Origin of the sequence: Aeribacillus sp. FSL K6-1305 (assembly GCF_038050115.1) — a bacterium.
Lineage (GTDB): Bacteria > Bacillota > Bacilli > Bacillales > Aeribacillaceae > Aeribacillus > Aeribacillus composti.
The window spans coordinates 524,770-544,074 of the sequence record NZ_JBBOQV010000001.1; the positions used below are offsets into that span (position 1 = coordinate 524,770).

General features: G+C 38.7%; 22 protein-coding genes. 21 read left to right on the forward strand and 1 reads right to left on the reverse strand.

Annotation, left to right across the window (positions count from 1 at the left end; all coding sequences use genetic code 11):
• Window positions 1-74: 74 nt before the first annotated feature.
• The 17 genes from ypmT (at window position 75) to NST97_RS02535 (ending at window position 15,917) form a co-directional block, all read left to right on the forward strand.
• On the forward strand, window positions 75-269 hold the full coding sequence (gene ypmT / locus NST97_RS02455) for a protein YpmT (RefSeq protein ID WP_063389739.1): 195 nt from the start codon (window positions 75-77) through the stop codon (window positions 267-269).
• Window positions 270-420: 151 nt separating this feature from the next.
• Complete coding sequence (locus tag NST97_RS02460) at window positions 421-1,626, forward strand: MFS transporter (protein WP_340881352.1); 1,206 nt, start codon at window positions 421-423, stop codon at window positions 1,624-1,626.
• A gap of 165 nt (window positions 1,627-1,791) precedes the next feature.
• On the forward strand, window positions 1,792-2,763 hold the full coding sequence (msrB, locus tag NST97_RS02465; RefSeq protein ID WP_063389685.1) for a peptide-methionine (R)-S-oxide reductase MsrB: 972 nt from the start codon (window positions 1,792-1,794) through the stop codon (window positions 2,761-2,763).
• Between the two features lie 293 nt (window positions 2,764-3,056).
• A complete protein-coding gene (locus NST97_RS02470) occupies window positions 3,057-3,995 on the forward strand; it encodes a magnesium transporter CorA family protein (protein ID WP_063389686.1) in 939 nt (312 codons plus the stop codon).
• Between the two features lie 366 nt (window positions 3,996-4,361).
• Window positions 4,362-4,511 carry a YjcZ family sporulation protein gene (locus NST97_RS02475; protein WP_082829556.1) on the forward strand — a complete coding sequence of 50 codons (150 nt, stop codon included), beginning with the start codon at window positions 4,362-4,364 and terminating at the stop codon, window positions 4,509-4,511.
• Window positions 4,512-4,713: 202 nt separating this feature from the next.
• On the forward strand, window positions 4,714-6,087 hold the full coding sequence (locus NST97_RS02480; RefSeq protein ID WP_339195758.1) for an IS1380-like element ISGsp2 family transposase: 1,374 nt from the start codon (window positions 4,714-4,716) through the stop codon (window positions 6,085-6,087).
• A 231-nt stretch (window positions 6,088-6,318) separates the two neighbouring features.
• Window positions 6,319-7,317, forward strand: coding sequence for a biotin synthase BioB (bioB, locus tag NST97_RS02485; RefSeq protein WP_066250286.1), 999 nt, complete (start codon window positions 6,319-6,321; stop codon window positions 7,315-7,317).
• Window positions 7,318-7,534: 217 nt separating this feature from the next.
• On the forward strand, window positions 7,535-7,762 hold the full coding sequence (locus tag NST97_RS02490; RefSeq protein WP_066250287.1) for a YozE family protein: 228 nt from the start codon (window positions 7,535-7,537) through the stop codon (window positions 7,760-7,762).
• 148 nt (window positions 7,763-7,910) lie between these two features.
• Window positions 7,911-8,525, forward strand: coding sequence for a hypothetical protein (locus NST97_RS02495; RefSeq protein ID WP_261308781.1), 615 nt, complete (start codon window positions 7,911-7,913; stop codon window positions 8,523-8,525).
• Between the two features lie 175 nt (window positions 8,526-8,700).
• Window positions 8,701-8,889, forward strand: coding sequence for a hypothetical protein (locus NST97_RS02500; protein ID WP_063389690.1), 189 nt, complete (start codon window positions 8,701-8,703; stop codon window positions 8,887-8,889).
• A gap of 2 nt (window positions 8,890-8,891) precedes the next feature.
• On the forward strand, window positions 8,892-9,701 hold the full coding sequence (locus tag NST97_RS02505; protein ID WP_063389691.1) for a serine/threonine protein kinase: 810 nt from the start codon (window positions 8,892-8,894) through the stop codon (window positions 9,699-9,701).
• Window positions 9,702-10,472: a sporulation protein gene (locus tag NST97_RS02510; protein ID WP_063389692.1), complete on the forward strand. Its 771-nt coding sequence runs from the start codon at window positions 9,702-9,704 to the stop codon at window positions 10,470-10,472. It abuts the gene before it with no gap.
• A gap of 1,007 nt (window positions 10,473-11,479) precedes the next feature.
• Window positions 11,480-12,082: a phosphatase PAP2 family protein gene (locus NST97_RS02515; protein ID WP_341342889.1), complete on the forward strand. Its 603-nt coding sequence runs from the start codon at window positions 11,480-11,482 to the stop codon at window positions 12,080-12,082.
• A gap of 79 nt (window positions 12,083-12,161) precedes the next feature.
• Window positions 12,162-12,470: a YodL domain-containing protein gene (locus NST97_RS02520; protein ID WP_082829560.1), complete on the forward strand. Its 309-nt coding sequence runs from the start codon at window positions 12,162-12,164 to the stop codon at window positions 12,468-12,470.
• Between the two features lie 97 nt (window positions 12,471-12,567).
• Window positions 12,568-13,272 carry a purine-nucleoside phosphorylase gene (gene deoD, locus NST97_RS02525; RefSeq protein WP_340856448.1) on the forward strand — a complete coding sequence of 235 codons (705 nt, stop codon included), beginning with the start codon at window positions 12,568-12,570 and terminating at the stop codon, window positions 13,270-13,272.
• 236 nt (window positions 13,273-13,508) lie between these two features.
• Window positions 13,509-14,348: a M15 family metallopeptidase gene (locus NST97_RS02530; protein WP_063389695.1), complete on the forward strand. Its 840-nt coding sequence runs from the start codon at window positions 13,509-13,511 to the stop codon at window positions 14,346-14,348.
• A gap of 183 nt (window positions 14,349-14,531) precedes the next feature.
• Window positions 14,532-15,917, forward strand: a complete 1,386-nt coding sequence (locus tag NST97_RS02535; RefSeq protein WP_066250343.1) for a S41 family peptidase — start codon at window positions 14,532-14,534, stop codon at window positions 15,915-15,917.
• Between the two features lie 537 nt (window positions 15,918-16,454).
• Here the strand turns inward: NST97_RS02535 and NST97_RS02540 are convergent.
• The gene (locus NST97_RS02540; protein ID WP_063389698.1) at window positions 16,455-16,868 is read right to left on the reverse strand and encodes an Hsp20/alpha crystallin family protein; all 414 of its coding nucleotides are present in this window, start codon (window positions 16,866-16,868) and stop codon (window positions 16,455-16,457) included.
• A 138-nt stretch (window positions 16,869-17,006) separates the two neighbouring features.
• Between NST97_RS02540 and rarD the strand changes: the two genes are divergently transcribed.
• The 4 genes from rarD to bshB2 are packed head-to-tail and all read left to right on the forward strand — an operon-like array spanning window position 17,007 to window position 19,255.
• Window positions 17,007-17,906: an EamA family transporter RarD gene (rarD, locus tag NST97_RS02545; protein ID WP_339199799.1), complete on the forward strand. Its 900-nt coding sequence runs from the start codon at window positions 17,007-17,009 to the stop codon at window positions 17,904-17,906.
• Window positions 17,907-17,940: 34 nt separating this feature from the next.
• Window positions 17,941-18,207 (forward strand): hypothetical protein, encoded by a 267-nt coding sequence (locus NST97_RS02550; RefSeq protein ID WP_063389700.1) that lies wholly within the window; start codon window positions 17,941-17,943, stop codon window positions 18,205-18,207.
• Window positions 18,208-18,221: 14 nt separating this feature from the next.
• Window positions 18,222-18,569, forward strand: a complete 348-nt coding sequence (locus tag NST97_RS02555) for a YojF family protein (RefSeq protein WP_063389701.1) — start codon at window positions 18,222-18,224, stop codon at window positions 18,567-18,569.
• A 17-nt stretch (window positions 18,570-18,586) separates the two neighbouring features.
• Complete coding sequence (gene bshB2 / locus NST97_RS02560; RefSeq protein WP_063389702.1) at window positions 18,587-19,255, forward strand: bacillithiol biosynthesis deacetylase BshB2; 669 nt, start codon at window positions 18,587-18,589, stop codon at window positions 19,253-19,255.
• The last annotated feature ends 50 nt before the right edge of the window (window positions 19,256-19,305 follow it).

Below are 19,305 nucleotides of genomic sequence, written 5' to 3' on the forward strand. Positions count from 1 at the left end.
AAAATAAATTGTTAGAGATGAAACATTTTTATAGAAAAAGAAAAGCAAGGGAATTTGGTGTAGGGGTGATGTATTTGAAAAAAATATATTTAATTGCTAGCATCGTCATGTTCCTCCTTGCTGTTTATTTTGGCGGTATGGCATATAAACAATACCTTGCTGGAAACTTAGATTACAATTTAGACAAAGTTTACATAAATGTCGGTTACTGCGCCTTGTTTTTAAGCATTGCTGTATATGTACTTCATTTGCGCGAGCATAAAAGTTAAAGAAAAGCGAGATAGAAGGAGGATCCAGAAGGATGAAAAACGTCCTTTGATGGATCGCCTTCTTTCTTTTCTGTAAAAGTAAAAATTTTACATCGTAGTTGATTCTTGATACATAAAAATTTAAAGTCAAAGATATGCAGGTGAAGTTATCATGTTACGTTCAAATAAACAAAATATCTCCCTCATATTACTGCTTTGCAATGTTTTTATCGGTTTTTTAGGAATCGGACTCGTTGTTCCGGTTTTGCCTGCTTATATGAATGAACTAAATTTATCGGGCGTTTATATGGGATATCTCATAGCAGCATTTTCAACTGCCCAGTTGTTTTCCTCGCCGGTCACGGGGATTTTTACTGACCGTTTTGGCAGAAAGATTATGATTGTCATCGGTTTAGTTTTGTTTGCTGTATCCGAATTTTTATTTGCAATAGGCTCTGCGTTCTTCTTGCTTTTGATTTCAAGAATAATTGGCGGAATCAGCGAGGCATGTATTATGCCCGCTGTTACTGCGTTTATTACAGATATCACCACTTTAGAGGACAGGCCGAAAGCGCTTGGATATTTGTCTGCCAGCATTAACGCAGGTTTTATTATCGGGCCCGGCATCGGAGGATTTGCGGCAGAATTCGGCATTCGGATGCCGTTTTTTCTTGCGGCATTTATTGCGCTTGTCGCAGCCGTTTTTTCCATTCTCCTTTTAAAAGAACCGCTTCCAAATGATAACATTCAACAATTAGATGAAAAACAAACTCGTCTTCAATTTTTCAGCGAATTAAGCAAATCGATCAAACCTCCGTATGTTGTACCGCTATTGATCGTGTTTGTTTTAGCATTTGGTCTTTCCGCATATGAAACGATGTTCGGTTTGTTTGTCGACAAAAAATTCGGTTTTTCGCCGAAAGATGTTTCCATCGTCATAACAACAGGAACGATTTTTGGACTCATCGCCCAAATCGTTTTCTTTGACAAGCTAGTGAAGTATCTTGGCGAGAAAAGGTTGATTGAAATTTGTTTATTAGGCGCTTCCGTCTTTATTTTTCTGTCAACCTTAGTTGACGGCTACTTTTTCATTATGGCTGTAACGTTTGCTGTATTTTTAGCATGCGATCTTCTTCGACCAGCTGTCACCACTCTATTATCCAATATGGCAGGAGATGAACAAGGGTTTATTGCCGGCATGAACTCTACTTATACAAGTTTAGGAAACATTGTCGGTCCTGCGATTGCAGGAATTTTGTTTGATATCGACGTCGATTTTCCATACGTTTTAGCTTCCATCGTTTTGCTTTTAGCCTTCATGATGGCAGCTTTATGGCCATTTCGTGATAACATGGAGCAAAAAAGGAAAAATTCTTAATGGAACGAATATACTAGTTTTTGCACTTCGCTATGCTTGAGTTGCAAATCAATTGTTTTGTTCTTTTTAATCGTTTTATAATGTATTGTAGGAAGAACAAGTTGATCTTTACTTTTGCGATGAGAATGAGCAGGCAGGAAAATTAGCTAAAGGGAGGGAAAAATGATGAGCAATGAAAAATATGAATTGGCTACTTTTGCGGGTGGCTGCTTCTGGTGCATGGTCCAGCCTTTTGACGAGCTTCCGGGAATTATTAAGGTTGTTTCCGGATATACGGGAGGACATAAGGAAAATCCGACATATGAAGAAGTGTGCTCGCACACGACGGGTCATGTGGAAGCCGTGCAAATTACCTTTGATCCGAACGTGTTTCCATATAAAAAGCTTCTGGATATATTTTGGCAGCAAATTGATCCGACTGATCCGGGCGGACAATTTTATGACAGGGGAGAATCTTACAAAACGGCTATTTTTTATCATTCGGAGGAACAGCGCGAGCTCGCGGAACAATCGAAAGAGCTTTTAGAAAAAAGCGGACGTTTTGAAAAACCGATTGCGACCGAAATATTGCCGGCAAAACCTTTTTACCCAGCCGAAGACTATCATCAAGATTACTACAAAAAAAATCCTTTTCACTACAAACGGTATCGTCAAGCGTCTGGACGGGATGAATTTATACGCAAGCATTGGAGCGACTGGGATAAAGAAGAGCTGAAGAAACGATTGACTCCGATGCAATATGAGGTGACGCAAAACAACGGGACGGAGCCTCCATTTCAAAATGAATATTGGGATCATAAAGAAGAAGGGATTTATGTCGACATCGTCTCGGGAAAACCGCTTTTCAGCTCGCTCGATAAATTTGATTCAGGCTGCGGATGGCCAAGTTTTACAAAACCGCTTCATCAGCATGAGATCGTCGAAAAATTAGATACATCTTACGGCATGATCCGTACAGAGGTTAGAAGCAAAACGGCGGATTCGCACCTTGGACATGTTTTCCCTGACGGTCCAGAACCGACAGGCCTTCGCTACTGCATTAACTCGGCTGCGCTTCGCTTTATCCCGAAAGATCAGCTCGAACAAGAAGGCTATGGTGAATATAAAAAACTGTTTGAAGACGATCAAACAGAGTAAAGATTATATGTAAACGAATGGGCACAAAAACATGTGCCCTTTTTTTATTAAATGTTCAAATTTATGTAAAATTCCGTTAAAACCTATATACATCGTAAAACAAAATTAGTATCATATATTAGGTTGAATTTTTATGGATGAAGGAGGGTGAAAATCGTTTATGAATAGCGGTTCTTTTTTAGATCCGGACGGACCCGAGATAGGTAAGGCAGTATGTATGCGGAAAGAGGCGCTGTTCGTAAGCGATGACACTCTTGCGCGTGCAGACTGCCTCTAGCAAAGGAGGTTAAAGCATGCTGAACATTTATATGTCAAGCGCGAACGGCCAATTGAAGGAAATTGAAGATATTCAAAACGGTTGTTGGATCAACATGGTGGCACCGACTGAGGAAGAAGTTCATTTCGTGTCAGAACGGCTGCAAATTCCAATAGACTTTTTTAAAGATGCACTGGATGATGAGGAAAGATCCCGGATTGAAAAAGAGGACCACAATGTGTTGATTATTGTTGACATTCCGGTTATCACGGTAGATGACATCGGGCAAACGTTTTATGAAACGATCCCGATCGGAATGATCATTACTGACAGTTGTTTTATTACAGTATGTTTGCAAGGAAACCCAATCTTTGAACAGTTTGCCAGAAACAAAGTTAAAGGTTTTTATACGTTTATGAAAACGCGATTTGCTTTTCAAATTTTATATTTAACTTCAACATATTATTTGCGATATCTGAAACAAATTAATCGCAAAACGAGCGAAGTAGAAAAAGAGCTTCATCAATCGATGAAAAATAAAGAATTTTTTTCATTGCTCAGTCTGGAAAAAAGCTTAGTTTATTTTACGACATCGCTGAAATCCAATAATATTGTCATGGAAAGGCTGCTGCGATTAAATTACTTGAAAATGTATGAGGAAGATCAAGATCTTTTGCAAGATGTCATTATCGAAAACAAACAAGCAATTGAAATGACAGAGGTATATTTAAGTATTTTAAGCGGAATGATGGACGCATTTGCATCAGTCATTTCCAACAATGTCAATATTGTCATGAAATTTTTGACGGCAATTACGATCGTCATCTCTATTCCGACATTAGTAGCGAGCTTGTATGGAATGAATGTGCCGATACCGTTTCAAAATCATCATTTTGCGTTTTTTATTCCCATTTCCATTTCATTGCTCATGTCAAGCTTAACAGCTTATATTTTTTGGAAAAAAAGATATTTTTAAACTTGTACAACCATAACTGGTCAGATGACTCTGAACTAATACTAGCAGCTTATGTCGGAAAAAGACGAATTTGCCCACTCCTTTTCTTTCGTTGACCGCTGCCATGTCTATACAGTAATCTCAAACAATCTAAAATTTGTAAAATTGATTTTTTAAGACAATCAAAATGCGGTCGCAGATGAAGTTCCTCCTCATGTTTCTTATAGGACGATATCATCTGCCCGCTTGCACAACTGGTGTTTCCAATTTCCAACTGCAGGGCGTTTGTTCCAAAGAATTTGGAAAAATAGGCATGTGCACATACCTGAAAGTCCAAAAAAACATAATGTAAACTGAAACCTAGATTAAAAATGAGGAGTGGGGCAAATGCATTTTCACCATCACGATTTTCACCATTGTGGACATGGATACGGTTATCCGGTACATGGTGCCGGATATGGCTGCGGATCTTCATTCGTTTTGATCGTAGTATTATTTATACTTTTGATCATTGTCGGCTGCGCTTATGTAAAATAAAAAAATCCTGCCTGTTCGGGCAGGATTTTTATCTGTATTTTATGTAAACTTAATCTAAAAAATAGTTGACATATATCCTTTCTTTTTTTACCATTTAAGTATTACACCTGAATCCGTGACAAAACATCTTTACAATGGTCGCAAACCGTTGATACGATAAGGGAAAACGACGTTGACGATTCTTCATCAAGTAGGTGATGTGATGAAAGATTTCCCGATTCGGTTTGTATTGACAGATGAAGCGATTACCCCAAGTGCTGGGCTTGCTCTCGTTGGCTACTTACTCCATCGAACGAAACTGGATAAACGGGTAAACGCACTTCGGCTTCCAACGGTTCGTCGAGAAGTGCACATTTCCCATAGCGATGTCATTCGCTCGATGATTGGCTTGCTTGCCACAGGAAAAACGGATTTCGATCATATCGAAGCGTATCGTCAGGACGATATCTTTTCGGCATCGATGGGGATTCAGCACGTGCCTTCCTCTCCAACCTTGCGACAACGACTCGATCAGCTCGCTTGTCTTCCGATGACCGAAACGATTCTTTGGGAGGAGTCCATACGTCTGTTGATTCAACGACATGCCACTTTGTCCCCTTGTTGGACCAAAGGAAAGACGACATGGCTTCCCCTTGATATAGATGGTTCCCCATTTGACAACTCCGATACGAAAAAAGAAGGAGTCAGTCGAACGTATAAAGGATTTGACGGTTTTACACCGTTGTTTGCGTATGCAGGGAAGGAAGGGTATCTCGTTCATGCCGAGTTGCGTCCAGGGAAACAACATGTGCAAGACAACATGCCCTCGTTTTTAGTCACCGCTATCCGTCGAGCTCGTCAACTGACTTCATCTCGTCTGCTTGTTCGCATGGATGCAGGAAACGATGCAGAAGCGAATGTGCACGTATGCCTAAAGGAAGACGTGGACTTTGTCATCAAGCGAAACTTACGCCGAGAATCGAAAGCGCTTTGGTTCCAGATCGCTTCGCAAAAGGGCAAACGTGTCGATGATGGACAAAGCGAAGGAGTACAAACCTATGAGCTATGCCTTCCACAGAAGGCAGCGATCGATGGAAACACGTATACGTACGTTCAAGTCACCCAAGTGACGGAACGGACGATGGAACGCAATGGACAGCTGATGCTCGTTCCTGATTATGAAGTGGAAAGCTATTGGGTGCGGCTCAAAGGATACGAGCATGTTCGAATGAGCGATGTGCTCGCGTTGTATCATGACCATGCGACATGCGAACAGTTTCATAGCGAACTGAAGAGCGACTTAGATTTAGAGCGGCTTCCATCTGGGAAGATGAAAACGAATGCGCTCGTGTTGGTCATGGGAGCCTTCGTTTACAATCTTCTTCGTCTGATTGGACAAGATCTATTAAGCGATCCGAGACATCCGTTGCACCACAAAGTGAAACGCCGCCGCATCAAGACGATTATTCAGACGGTGATCACGATGGCAGGGCGACTCGTCCGTCGATCACGACAGATCTGGATGAAACTGACGCGAAGGAGTGGCTATAGCGAGCCCCTACTGAACGTCTATCAGAAATGGAGAGAGGTAAGATAACGAACGAATGTTCGGGCACTGATGTCCAACGTCACTCCCTGTGCTTTTTTGTCTATTTTTTTGGTTCGTATACCTAAAAAAGAGATTTGTTCCATTTTCGGAAATAGAGATGACATAGGTCATAAGCATAAAAGGGGTTTTATGGATTATCAATCCATCAAAATTACAACAAAATCAAAGTCGATTTCAATTCATCACGGATTCAGGATTACAGAAAAGGGGGATTACGAAATGAGAATCGATTGGGTTGAATTAGCCGAAAACGTACTATTTGGACATAAAATAACTTATGAGGAAGCTGCTGCAATTTTGGACTGTCCTGATGAAGAATTGCTGCTTCTTCTGCATGGTGCTTACAAGATTCGAAAAGCATTTTACGGGAATAAAGTGAAGTTAAATATGATCATGAATGTAAAATCAGGATATTGTCCTGAAAACTGTTCCTACTGTTCCCAATCTTCCGTATCAACGGCTCCGATCGACAAATACCCGCTGCTTTCAAAAGAAGCCATTTTAGAGGGGGCCAAACGGGCACAAGAGTTGAAAGCTGGAACTTTCTGCATCGTTGCAAGCGGAAGAGGGCCTACAAACCATGAGGTAGAAAAAATATGCGAATCTGTACGCGAAATAAAAGATACATACAACTTGACGGTTTGCGCATGTTTAGGAATTTTAAAAGACGAACAGGCGGAACGATTGAAGGAAGCTGGTGTCAATCGATACAATCATAACTTGAACACATCAGAAAGATATCATGAACATATAGTCACTAGTCATACATATGAAGATCGCGTAAACACAGTTGACAAAGTCAAACGTGCAGGGATTTCTCCTTGCTCCGGTGTGATTATCGGGATGGGTGAATCGAAACAAGATGTTATTGAAATGGCTGCTGCTTTAAAGAAGATCGACGCAGATTCTATTCCGGTTAATTTTCTTCATCCTATTGAAGGAACTCCGTTGCAAGGAGAAAATAATCTTAATCCTCGATATTGTTTAAAGGTGCTTGCCTTATTCCGCTACATGCTGCCGACAAAAGAAATACGCATTTCCGGAGGAAGGGAAGTAAACTTGCGCTCGCTGCAGCCTTTTGGGTTATATGCGGCTAATTCTATTTTTATCGGAGACTATTTAACAACTGAAGGACAGGAAATGTCAAAAGATCACGAAATGTTAAAAGATTTAGGCTTTGAGATTGACTTAAATCCGCTTCCAGAAACCGTTCAATAAGGAAACGGTGTCTTGGCATAATGGATCGTTGTTTTTTAATCAGTGGAGAATAAATATGGTCCATTCTATAAAACAATAAAAAATCTTTTTCCAGCTGCAGCTGAAGAAAGAGCATTTTTCTCTTTAAAACCGCTCCATAAAAAGGCGGTTTTTTTATTTTCGAAAATTTATCAAAACGTTATAATGAAACAAGCAAATTTTTTAGGAAGGTGGAAATATGAGTTCTTTTTATCATTATTTGATGACGTTCAGACATCCTAAACCGAAGGACAAAATCAGCAAGTTTGCAAACGATGCTTATCTTGACCACAGCTTTCCGAAAAATTCAACTGATTATGATGAACTCAGCACTTACTTGGAATTAAATGGATCATATTTGGAAAACATGTCTGTTTTTGATGAAGCTTGGGAAAAATATGTTCAATTGATTGAACAAAAACATTGACTGAGCCTTCAAAATAGTTCGCCCAACTCAAACAAGTTGATGATGCATATAATGTGATAATCGAAAGAGTGATGGCATTAAAGGGGGTGCCTTCATACTGAAAAGAAAAAAACCGAAGTTCAATATTGGCGATCAAGTCGTTATTACTTTGTACGGTACTTTGGGGACGATTACAAACATCCATACGATGGACGAAGAGTTTTTATATGAAATCAATTACAGTGAAATTTTATATTTTGAACATTCATTACAGTTTTTATCAGAATATGATGGGACTGTGTTTGAGTCAGAAACGGTTGAAGTGGAACTGATGTTTGGAATTGGCGACCTTGTTTATGTGAAAGGCTATGGTGATGAAATTTTCAAAATTGTCGGGTACCGGACGGAATTGTGGAGATATAAAGACGATGCGTGGGAGGAAGTTATTTATGAATTAGTGCGGGTGCGCGACGGGGAATGGATGGAATCATCTGCGGATGAATTAAAGCTGGCCGTTTCGAAAAAAGAAGCAGATCAACATTTGCAAAATATTCATATTATCCAACATATTGCTGGGATGGACGCACAGAAAAATGCTTCTGCTCCGATGAACAGCCAAAAAAACGAAAAGAAAACAAAGCCTATGCAGCAGGAAATCATTGATTCCCTCCTTGATCTGTATAATGATTACAAAGGTCTTTACGATTTATTTGGGGATAAAAAATATAAGGAAATGATGGACGTTGTCATTCAATATTTGAAAAAAATGAGCCGCTTACCATGATCTTTTTTTGAAAAATTTTCTAATGAAAAAACTGCAATGGATGACAAGTAATAGAAATAGAGGAATGGAAGATTACCAGGTCTTCCAATCTTTTTATTCAAAAAATTTTTTAAACTGAAACCAATGCAGATTTTTTTCGTAAAAACAAGTAATACAAGAAGGAGGGAAAAGGTGTATGTTGAGAAAATTCATCAAATCGTTTTTAGGCCATCGCCCTTACCATTATTCCAGCAGCAGCCACTACCACAAAAAGCATTATCCTAAGTCAAAATACAAACATGATCCAACTTCTTACGGCCATCATTATTATAAAAGAAAACATCGCTCTGGGTTTGGATTCTTTTCCGGTTCGTATAGCAGCTGATGATGGAAGTATGGAAAAAGTTTTGGAAGCCGTTTCCGCTTTGGGGTGAGCGGCTACATAAACCAGGATCTGTTATCGAACGATACGTAGTCCAAAAATTTTTAGGAGTAGGGAGCTACGGAATCACGTATCTTGCAGAAGATTTGTCCACACATCAAAAAGTCGTTTTGAAGCAGCTCCGAAAGCGAAGAAAAACAACGGGTGAACGGCCTTTTCAAAAAGAAAGGGAAATATTGCAAAAATTAAGTCATCCTGCCGTTCCAGCTTTATACGCTGAAATCAATGATGGTAGCCATCAATATCTTGTCATGGAATACAAAGAAGGGCTAACATTTGAGCAATTAATCTTTCAATTTGGAAAAAAATATTCCGAAAAAGATGCTTTTCATTATTTAACAAAAATTCTCGAAGTTGTCCAGTATATACATGATCAAAACGTTGTCCACCGTGATTTAAGAATACCGAACATTCTTCTTTACAACGACAGTATTTCCATCATTGATTTTGGCTTGTCCCGTTTGATTACAGATGAAGAAGAGGAGAGTTTTCATAAATGGGAGCCGGAAAAGCAAAGGATGCGTAAAATTAGCTTTCAGACGGATTTTTATGCGCTGGGGCATTTCGTATTGTTTTTGCTTTATTCATCATTTGATCAAAAGGGAAAAAAAGAAAAAAGTTGGGAAGAGGAGCTAGATATTTCCGTAGAATCAAAGAATATTATAAAAAAGCTGTTTGGAATGGATGGTTCATACAGATCAGCAGAGGAGATTCTAGAGGATATTCAGAAAAATTCCGAAATAGGGGGAGAATAAATGTCTCTATTTAATAAAATTTTCGCGGGCATTGGGATTGGAGCGGCAAAAGTAGATACGAAGCTTACCTCCTCAACGTTCTATCCCGGCGAAGAGGTGAAAGGCATTGTTGTCATTAATGGAGGAAACGTTGAACAAAAAATTGACGAAATTTACTTGTCCGTTCTTACGCATTATATAAAAGAAGTAGATGATCGTAGAGAGAAGAGGCAAGCAGAAATCGCTAAAATACAAATCAATAAACCTTTCGTCATACTGCCGAATGAAACGAAAGAAATTCCGTTTTCATTTCAGCTTCCGCTTGATACTCCAATTACTATCGGAGCATCCAAAGTATGGATTCATACCGGATTGGATATTAAAGGAGCGATCGATCCGAAAGATACGGACTATATCGACGTTGTTCCCGGCGGCTTAATGAAGGAAGTATTAAACAGTATAAACCGAATCGGATTTAAGCTCCTTCAAGTTGAAAATGAAGCAGCGCCATATCGTTTAAGAAAAAGGCTACCGTTCATTCAAGAGTTTGAATTTTATCCGACTTCCGGTCCATTTAGAGGCCGTTTAAAGGAGCTTGAAATTGTTTTCTATTCGATAGGCGAACACGATATTGAAATGATTATGGAAATTGATCGAAGAGCAAGAGGACTTTCCGGGTTTCTCGCCGAAGCGCTAGATTTGGATGAAAGCTACGTTCGAGTTCGTGTAAGCAGGCAGGACGTGCCGAATCTTGATAGCAAGCTTATCAATATCATTCGCCAATATAGCTGATAAACAAGGAGAGCCTAGTTTTTTTGTATGAAAATTTTTCAATCATGTCCAATTTAAAAGGCTGTTGTCATAAAATCCGACGGGGAATAGAATCAGTCGGTTATGGCGTAAGTAGGTGTATAACAAAGCTCTCATATTAGCGACAACGGAGAAGACTATTCCGTTTAGAAAAGCTGTCAAAGTAGCTGTGCAGTCAAATTACGCGGCATTTTTAACTAGCTAAATTTATTGTGGCCGCGATAAAATCGGACCAACCCAAAATGGGAGGAAGAGGGCGCATTAAGGCTGCGAAAATGGAAGGGGTGTTGGGCAGCACATATCGTCACCCCTCTGCTTTTGCTGCTCAGAAATAGAAGCCAGCTATCAAAAATTTATGGCGATGAAGAACTTAAAAATCAAAGCTCTCTATGTATATAAAGACGGAAGGAAATGTATCCAGTTCACACACTCTCTTGAAAAGATGAATGAACGGATTTATCAATGCGCGGCAACAGTAAACTTCTTAACTTGAATAAGAAAATACCAACAGCACGCAAAGGAAATTCTCCTCCACCTTATTAAAAAGGCGGCCATCACTACTATTTAACATCAAAAAGAAGCATCATTCTTTTATTGCTTTGCTCGGTTAATTTTACTATTGTTCATGAACCCATAAATAGTTAAGAAAACAAAAAATATACATAAGACTGTAAAAGTGATGCTATAACTTATATTATGTTCGCTGTATTTGTCATAAGCAAACATCCCCAACACGATCGAATTGATCAACAGATTTAATAGTATGAATGGATGTATTTTTTTATCCACTGTTTTCCTCCACCTCCCCAACTATCATAGGTTTCAGCAAAAATTGTTTCGAATATCAGCGATAAAAAGAATAAGACGTTTTAAACGATTTGCGTTTTTCCTATTTTTTACTATACTAAGAAATACAACGAAACGAAGGGAGGAAAAAGCGATTACCTTTCCCACTTTCGCTAAAAAGTGGCATATCTTCGCTGCCTTAGATGAATAAAACATATATATTTTTCATCCTGCTTTTTTATTTGATAACGAGTTCCTTTGCGATTAAAAATGAGACAGTTCGCCATGTTGACGATACAATTATTCAATCAATCGAAGGGGTTCGAAATGATCCATTCACTTCCATTATGTTCTTTTTCACAGAAATTGGTTCATATCATATTCTTCTCCCTGTCACTATTTTCATAAGTATTTATTATATATTTCGAAAAAAATGGATCACGTTTATTATTCTTTACATAAATTTATACGGCGTTCGTTGGATGAATGAAATGATAAAAGAAATGGTGAAAAGAGAGCGCCCTGATTTTGATCGACTGACCGATATTTCCGGCTACAGTTTTCCAAGCGGTCATACGATGAATTCAACAGCTGTCTACGGTTTGATCGCTTATTTAATCAGCACCCGCATAAAAAAAGGAAAGCGGGTCGTTTTTGCCGTTTCCAGTATTTTATGTCTGTTGATTGGATTAAGCAGAATTTATTTGGGAGTTCACTATTTAACAGATGTTTTGGCGGGATTTGCGGTTGGATTATGCTGGCTTATGTTTATCTTGACAATATCAGAAAAGGTTCGACAAAAGTAGTTGACATTCGCAGCAGGAATTCCCTCCATTGACAGCAAATAAGTTTGGAAAATTGTATTTGGAGGGGACAAGGTTGGCACTGAATCTTCTTAAATTGTCTAATCCATCGACCGATTATGATGTGACGATCTTTCAAACACCAAACATCGGGGAGAAAAAAGGGTATCGACCCGTATACCGCTTAACTGTCCGTGCAAAAAATCATCAGGAAGTGCTCAAAAAAATTTTTCGGAAATTTAATATTTCGGAAGCGATCCCTCCGGATTATAACGGACGTTATATTTGGACAGGAGACATTGTTTTTATTGATGAAGGAAAAAATGGAACAAAGTATTATAAATTAGTGACCGGCGGGTGGGAAAAAATTCACCGCATTCACGTCCGGTGATTGGAGGATGCAAAATATGCTGCACGGATTCTCATGAAAAATCTGCTATGTTATGATAATATTACTTCAATTATTTTAAATGAAGGGGCTTGATAACATGAGCATTCATATTGGTGCGAAAAAAGACGAGATTGCTGACAAAATATTGCTTCCCGGTGATCCCCTTCGGGCCAAATATATTGCGGAAACTTTTTTAGAAAATGCTGTATGCTACAACAAAGTTCGAGGAATGTACGGTTTTACCGGAACTTACAAAGGAAAGCGCATCTCTGTCCAAGGAACAGGAATGGGGGTTCCATCGATTTCGATTTACATTCATGAACTCATGCAAGAGTACGATGTGCAAACGCTTATTCGCGTTGGCTCCTGCGGTTCCATTCAAAAAGACGTCCACATCAGAGACTGCATTTTAGCTATGAGCGCATCAACGAATTCCCAAATGAACCGCATAACGTTTGGCTCTGTTGATTATGCGCCTACCGCTAATTTTGATTTGTTGAAAAAAGCTTATGATGCTGCAGTATCAAAAGGAATCGACGTCAAAGTCGGAAGCGTGTTCACGACGGATTTATTCTATAATGATCAAGCGGAGCACGAAAAATGGGCTGAATACGGAATTTTGGCAATTGAAATGGAAACGGCTGCTCTTTATACACTTGCAGCGAAATTCGGCAGAAGAGCATTATCTGTTTTAACGGTCAGCGACCATGTCCTGACTGGGGAAGAAACATCTGCTGCCGAAAGGGAATCGACCTTTAACGAAATGGTTGAAATCGCTCTTGAAGCTGCTATACAGGAATAAAACGGCATGTGCGGCGTCATGCCGCTTTTTATTTTTTAAAACATGTTCACAAAAATTGAAGGAAACGGCTTAGCTCCATTTATTACATCCACTCTCTTGTTTTAGAATTTGAAAGATCGTCATCTGCTCCTTTCTTTTATTGAACATTATGATAAGTTATAATGTAGGAACCGTTTTTCTTCTGTTTGGACAAGTGTTAAAATAGGAGTGAGAGATTATACAAGGTGGGAATTTTTATGCATAAAATCATCGCAGTCACGATTCTTGCAGCTTTGATGCTTGCCGGATGCTCAATGCCATTTGATAAGCTTCCCTTTTTTCATGGAAGCGACTATGTTGAAGAGAATGAACCGCAAGCAAAAACAGTAGAAAACAAAGAACTCGTCCAAACAACGGAAAAAACCGTCCAAACAGAACAAATTGATCCGGAATTTTTGCTTGAGGAGCAATATTTTAATGTCGTACAAACGGTTAACGGTCAACCCGTTATTCAAAATCCTGACAATATTTTAGTTCTTGTCAATAAAGATTTTTTCCTTCCTGTCGACTATAAACCAAATGATTTGACAGTGCCAAACATACAGTTTTCATTCGGGGACGCGGATGTTCCGAAGCGTTATTTGCGCAAGGAAGCAGCTGCGGCACTTGAACAGCTTTTTCTAGCTGCGAAAAAAGACGGCGTGATTCTTTTCGGAGCCTCAGGCTTTCGTTCGTATGATCGGCAGGTTGAGCTGTTTGAAGCAGAAAAAAAACAAAAAGGGGAGCAAAAAGCAGTTCAAGCAGTAGCAAAACCTGGTCAAAGTGAGCATCAGACAGGGTTATCTATTGATGTGACGAGTGAAAGTGTAGATTTTCAAATTACTGAAAAATTTGGGGAAACGAAGGAAGGAAAATGGCTTCAACAAAACGCCCATAAATTTGGCTATATTATCCGCTATCCGAAAGGGAAAGAAGCGATCACAAAATATAAGTATGAGCCTTGGCATATTCGCTACGTCGGAAAGAAAGCTGCAAAAGTCATATATGAAAATAATTTAACACTTGAAGAATATTTCCAAAAAGTAAAGAAAATTTAACCGAAGCTCTCCCGCTGAAGCGGGATTGATTTTTTCATAAACAAGAGATGAAGGATGAAAGAGCGTTGATTTAACGTTTTGACTTGCCATTTCTTTGCCGACAGAAACACATAGATCGTTTGACGATATTGTAATTGTCGGACATAATGAAATGGATGGATTAAAGGGGGAGTTGTGTTGTATATTAAAAAACGAAATTTTTTCATCGCTATTGTACTGACGGTCATAATAACTTGCGGTTTTACGCTCACATTACTCAACTTTACGTCAGCATCTGAAAAAGAAAATGATAGTTTTGAGAAGCTTTATTCAGCATATGATACGTTAAAGCAAGAATATTATAAAAAAATAGATGATGAAAAATTGGTAGAAGGTGCTGTCAAAGGGATGGTAGAATCTCTCGACGACCCGTATACGTCATATATGGATTTGAAAGAATCAGAAGGATTTGAAGAAAATATATCTTCAAGCTTTGAAGGAATCGGTGCAGAAGTAACAGAGACGAACGGTTATATCATGATCGTCTCACCGATAAAAGGCTCGCCTGCCGAGAAAGCAGGGTTGAAGCCGAGAGATAAAATTTTAAAAGTTGACAATAAAAGTGTTGAAGGAATGTCTGTGAATGAAGCGGTATCTCTTATTCGTGGCGAAAAAGGAACGAAAGTAAGCCTTGAAATTGAACGGGATGGCGTCGGCACGCTGACCTTTACGATTACAAGAGATACGATTCCGATTGAAACAGTTTATAGTGAAGTAGTAGAAAATAAAATTGGAAAAATACAAATCACAAAATTTTCCGAGAACACTGGAAAAGAATTGGCAGATGCATTGACAGAGCTGAAGGAGAAAAAAGTAAAAGGAATTGTCCTCGATTTAAGACAAAATCCTGGGGGACTGATGGACCAAGCCATAACGATGTCAAATATGTTTGTAGACAAAGGCAAAAAGATTTTGCAAGTTGAAGCAAAAGACGGATCAAAGGATATTTATAAAGCGGAAAATCAACCAATCGTTGATGTTCCGGTCGTAGTCATCACAGATAATGGAACAGCCAGCGCAGCCGAAATTATGGCCGCGGCTTTGAACGAATCGGAGGGAATTCCGATTGTAGGAGAAAAAACGTTCGGAAAAGGAACCGTTCAAAGCGCTAAAACGTTTGAAGACGGTTCGTCGATGAAATATACGATTGCCAAATGGCTGACACCTTCAGGCAAATGGATTCACGAAAAAGGAATAGAACCTCAATATAAAGTGACTTTGCCTGAATATGCTCATTTACCATATTTAAATCCGGAAAAAACGTTGCAGGAAGGCGACGTTTCAACAGAAGTGAAAACAGCTGAGAAAATGCTTCAAGCTTTAGGCTATAAAACAGATGTGGACGGATATTTTGATAAAGCATTAAAAAATACTGTTGTTGCTTTCCAAAGAGACCATCAATTAAAACAAACGGGGAAAATCTCACAAGATACGACAATCAAACTGATGGATTTAGTAAGAGAAAAAATTGAAAAAAATGATACCCAAATGAAAAAAGCAATTGAAGTATTGAAATCGAAGATGGAATAAAATTGACAGCAGCGGCTTGGTCTTCCGGCCGCCTTCTTTATTTTCAGATTTGTTCAAGCATATTGTTGACATTGAAAGGACTTTATTTAGGGAAAGTCCTGTTGCAAAAGCTTTACTTAACTGATTTTTTCTATACGATGAAGCAAGAGGGAATGATTGCTAATACAACTAAGGCATCCAAATATATGTAAAGTGATCGCAAATAAAAAAGGGCAAGTGACAAATATTTTGCTTTTAAATTCTTGCCTACCTTCTCCACTTTTCATTTCATTTTAGAAAATTTAATAATCATAGACCTCCCTATCGTTCTGACATTTTCATTTCATTTTTGTTGAGCTTTCATATAATGCGGCGAACGTTCGCTTCGATATTTTTGAATTGGTGTTATGAAAAGGGATTAAAGTAAAATGCGGAATCGGATTTGTCTGCATTTCATCTTCAGTTTCAGGAATATGTTGAAGATCCCTTTTGGCAGTGCGGAGTTTATCCATAAGAAAATTGGATGAGTGGAGGCTGGTTAACAAAACCGGCCTCATTTTACTCAGATGGGAAAAGATCAATTTCCGTATAATGATGATCTTTTAATTTAACGAATTTAATTTCAAGAATTCCGTCAGAAAAAACGGCTTTTGTCCCTTTTCTTTTCACAGGTGCAGGAAATACAAATTTTTTTTGTTGATTTTTTTCCGGATAATTCATAAGATGCAAATGGTGTTGGTTATGTTGGATTTTTATCATTTTTTTTAAATCATCATTCATCGGAAGTTTAATATAGATAAATTCATCTGTCTCATAAAATTCAGGTGAAGGAGGAGCTTCTTTATGATTCATAATAGGAAAAGGACTGGTGAATGGGAATTGCTCCGTATAGTGTGAACCAAACGCTTGCTTCATTACTTCCTGAATATATTGTTCAACATGTCCGGCATTCATGTTTTTCCAAAGATTCATTGCTCACACATCCCTCTTCGACCCTAATTGTTACATTGTAATATATGACTGCTGCGGAAAGATCGTTCAAAACAATTTCTTGGAAAAAGCGATCGAAACAGAATATAATGTGTGATATGGGAAGGAAGATGATCTAGCATGAGATCAGGAATCATGTATATTAGTCTATCTTATATTTTATGGGGGATATTCCCTATTTATTGGAAAGTATTAGATCATGTGTCATCTGAGGAAATTTTGGCTCATCGAATCATATGGTCTTTTGTTTTTGTGTTACTGTTGCTTTTGTTCCAAAAACGATTTGCTGATTTTTTATATGAGTGCACAAAAATCGTTAAATCACCCAAGATTTTGTTAACGTTGGCTCTTTCATCCTTCTTGATCAGCGCCAATTGGTTTGTTTATATTTGGGCGGTGAATCATGACCGTGTACTTGAGACAAGTCTTGGTTATTACATAAATCCATTGGTGAGCGTACTATTAGGAATGATTTTTTTGCATGAAAAACTAAACAAAGGGCAGCAGACCGCGTTTTTGTTTGCGGCTTTCGGAGTGCTCATATCAACTGTCCATTATGGCCATGTCCCGTGGACATCGCTTATTCTTGCGAGTACATTCGGGTTTTATGGACTGGCTAAAAAAGTGATAAAATTAGATTCTGCTTTTGGTCTGGCGCTTGAAACGTTTGTTGTGTTTCCAATTGGAATCATTTATGTGCTATACTTAGAATCGTTAGGAAGCAGTGTTTTTTTTGAATGGGATGCATCGACCAACTTTCTTCTAATGGGAACAGGCGTCATTACGGCGATCCCTTTATTGCTGTTTGCGAAAGGTACGCCTAAAATTCCGATGTATTTTCTCGGAGTCTTGCAATATATTGCGCCAACGATCACTTTTTTTCTCGGCGTTTTTCTTTACCACGAGCCGTTTACTGTTGTAGAATTGATCACCTTTGTTTGCATTTGGACAGGCATCATCATTTTTACAATGAGTGAACCTTCTTTCAAAACGATATGGAAGACTAGAATCTCAAAGTAACCTCATGCAAGCAGGTTCCTCGAGGTGAATAAATGTGAATGATAACGAACTTCTTCATGCATACAGAAAACTTTGGTCAAACCGAACTCTTTCAGTAGGGTCAGATGAGAAAAAAACGTTGGAAGAGGCGATTAAAAAAGAACTCCTCGATGAAATGACTCACCCTAGAGTAAGAAAAAGTCCAGATAAAAAATTACTAGATGCGCTGAAACGCATTATAGCAGCCGACATTTCACCGGAAGAGAAGCTTGAATTAATCAGCAAGCATATGGAGATGTATGAGAAAATCTTAACAAAATAAAGAAGGTGGAAGCTTTGAAACCGATTGATCCGATAAGGGTTCAAAAAATCATTGATTCTTTTTTACATAAAGAGGTGTATATTCATCTTGAAACGACAACCGGTGCTTATACTTCACACCACAATCAAAACAGCATGACTATTGTCGCGTTTGTCCGAAATGCAAAAATTACATTTTCACAAGGTAAAATAAAAGGAACAGGACCATACCGTGTCGGATTAAAAACAGAGGAAGGCTGGGTGTATGCTGAAGGTCTTACCGATTATACCGTTGATGAACAAAATCGCCTGCTCATGGCCGGCCACGATCGAGATGGAAAGCTTGCCATTGCATTACAAATTAGTGAAACTCCATTTTCATAAAAAGGAGAGAGGAATAAATGGAAGAGAGGTTATTAGTGATCCTGCCTCATCCCGACGATGAATCGTTCGGAGCAGCAGGACTGATCGCTTTAAAACGGAAAGCAAACGTACCTGTCACGTATGCTTGCTGCACTTTAGGCGAAATGGGGCGCAGCATGGGAAAGCCTTTAATCGCCAATAGGGAGACATTAAAAGATATTCGAAAAAAAGAATTGGAGCAGGTCGCAAAAATTTTAAATATAAACGATTTACGAATGCTCGGCTATCGGGATAAAACGTTGGAATTTGAAGATGAAGAAAAATTGGCAGACCACTTTGAACAGATCATCAGGGAAGTCAAACCGACCCTTCTTGTCACATTTTATCCCGGTTATGCTGTTCATCCAGATCACAACGCTTGTGGCGAGGCGGTTATTCGTGCGGTGAAACGCTTGAAAAGGGAGGAGCGTCCAACCGTTTATTGCATAGCTTTTTCAAACGATCGATTTGAACATATAGGCGAGCCGGATGTAGAAATCGATATATCTGAAGTTGCAGATATAAAAATACAGGCATTGAAGGCTCATCGATCGCAAACGTATTCCATCGTAGAAAAAATAGAAGAAGGAGGAAAAGACCTCCCTCAATTTCAACAATTTTTTCATAAAGAAACGTTCTGGATTTACCCATTTGATGATGAAAAATAAACGATCGAATAGGCTGCTTTGAAAATATTTACAATACAGGTCTATCATCC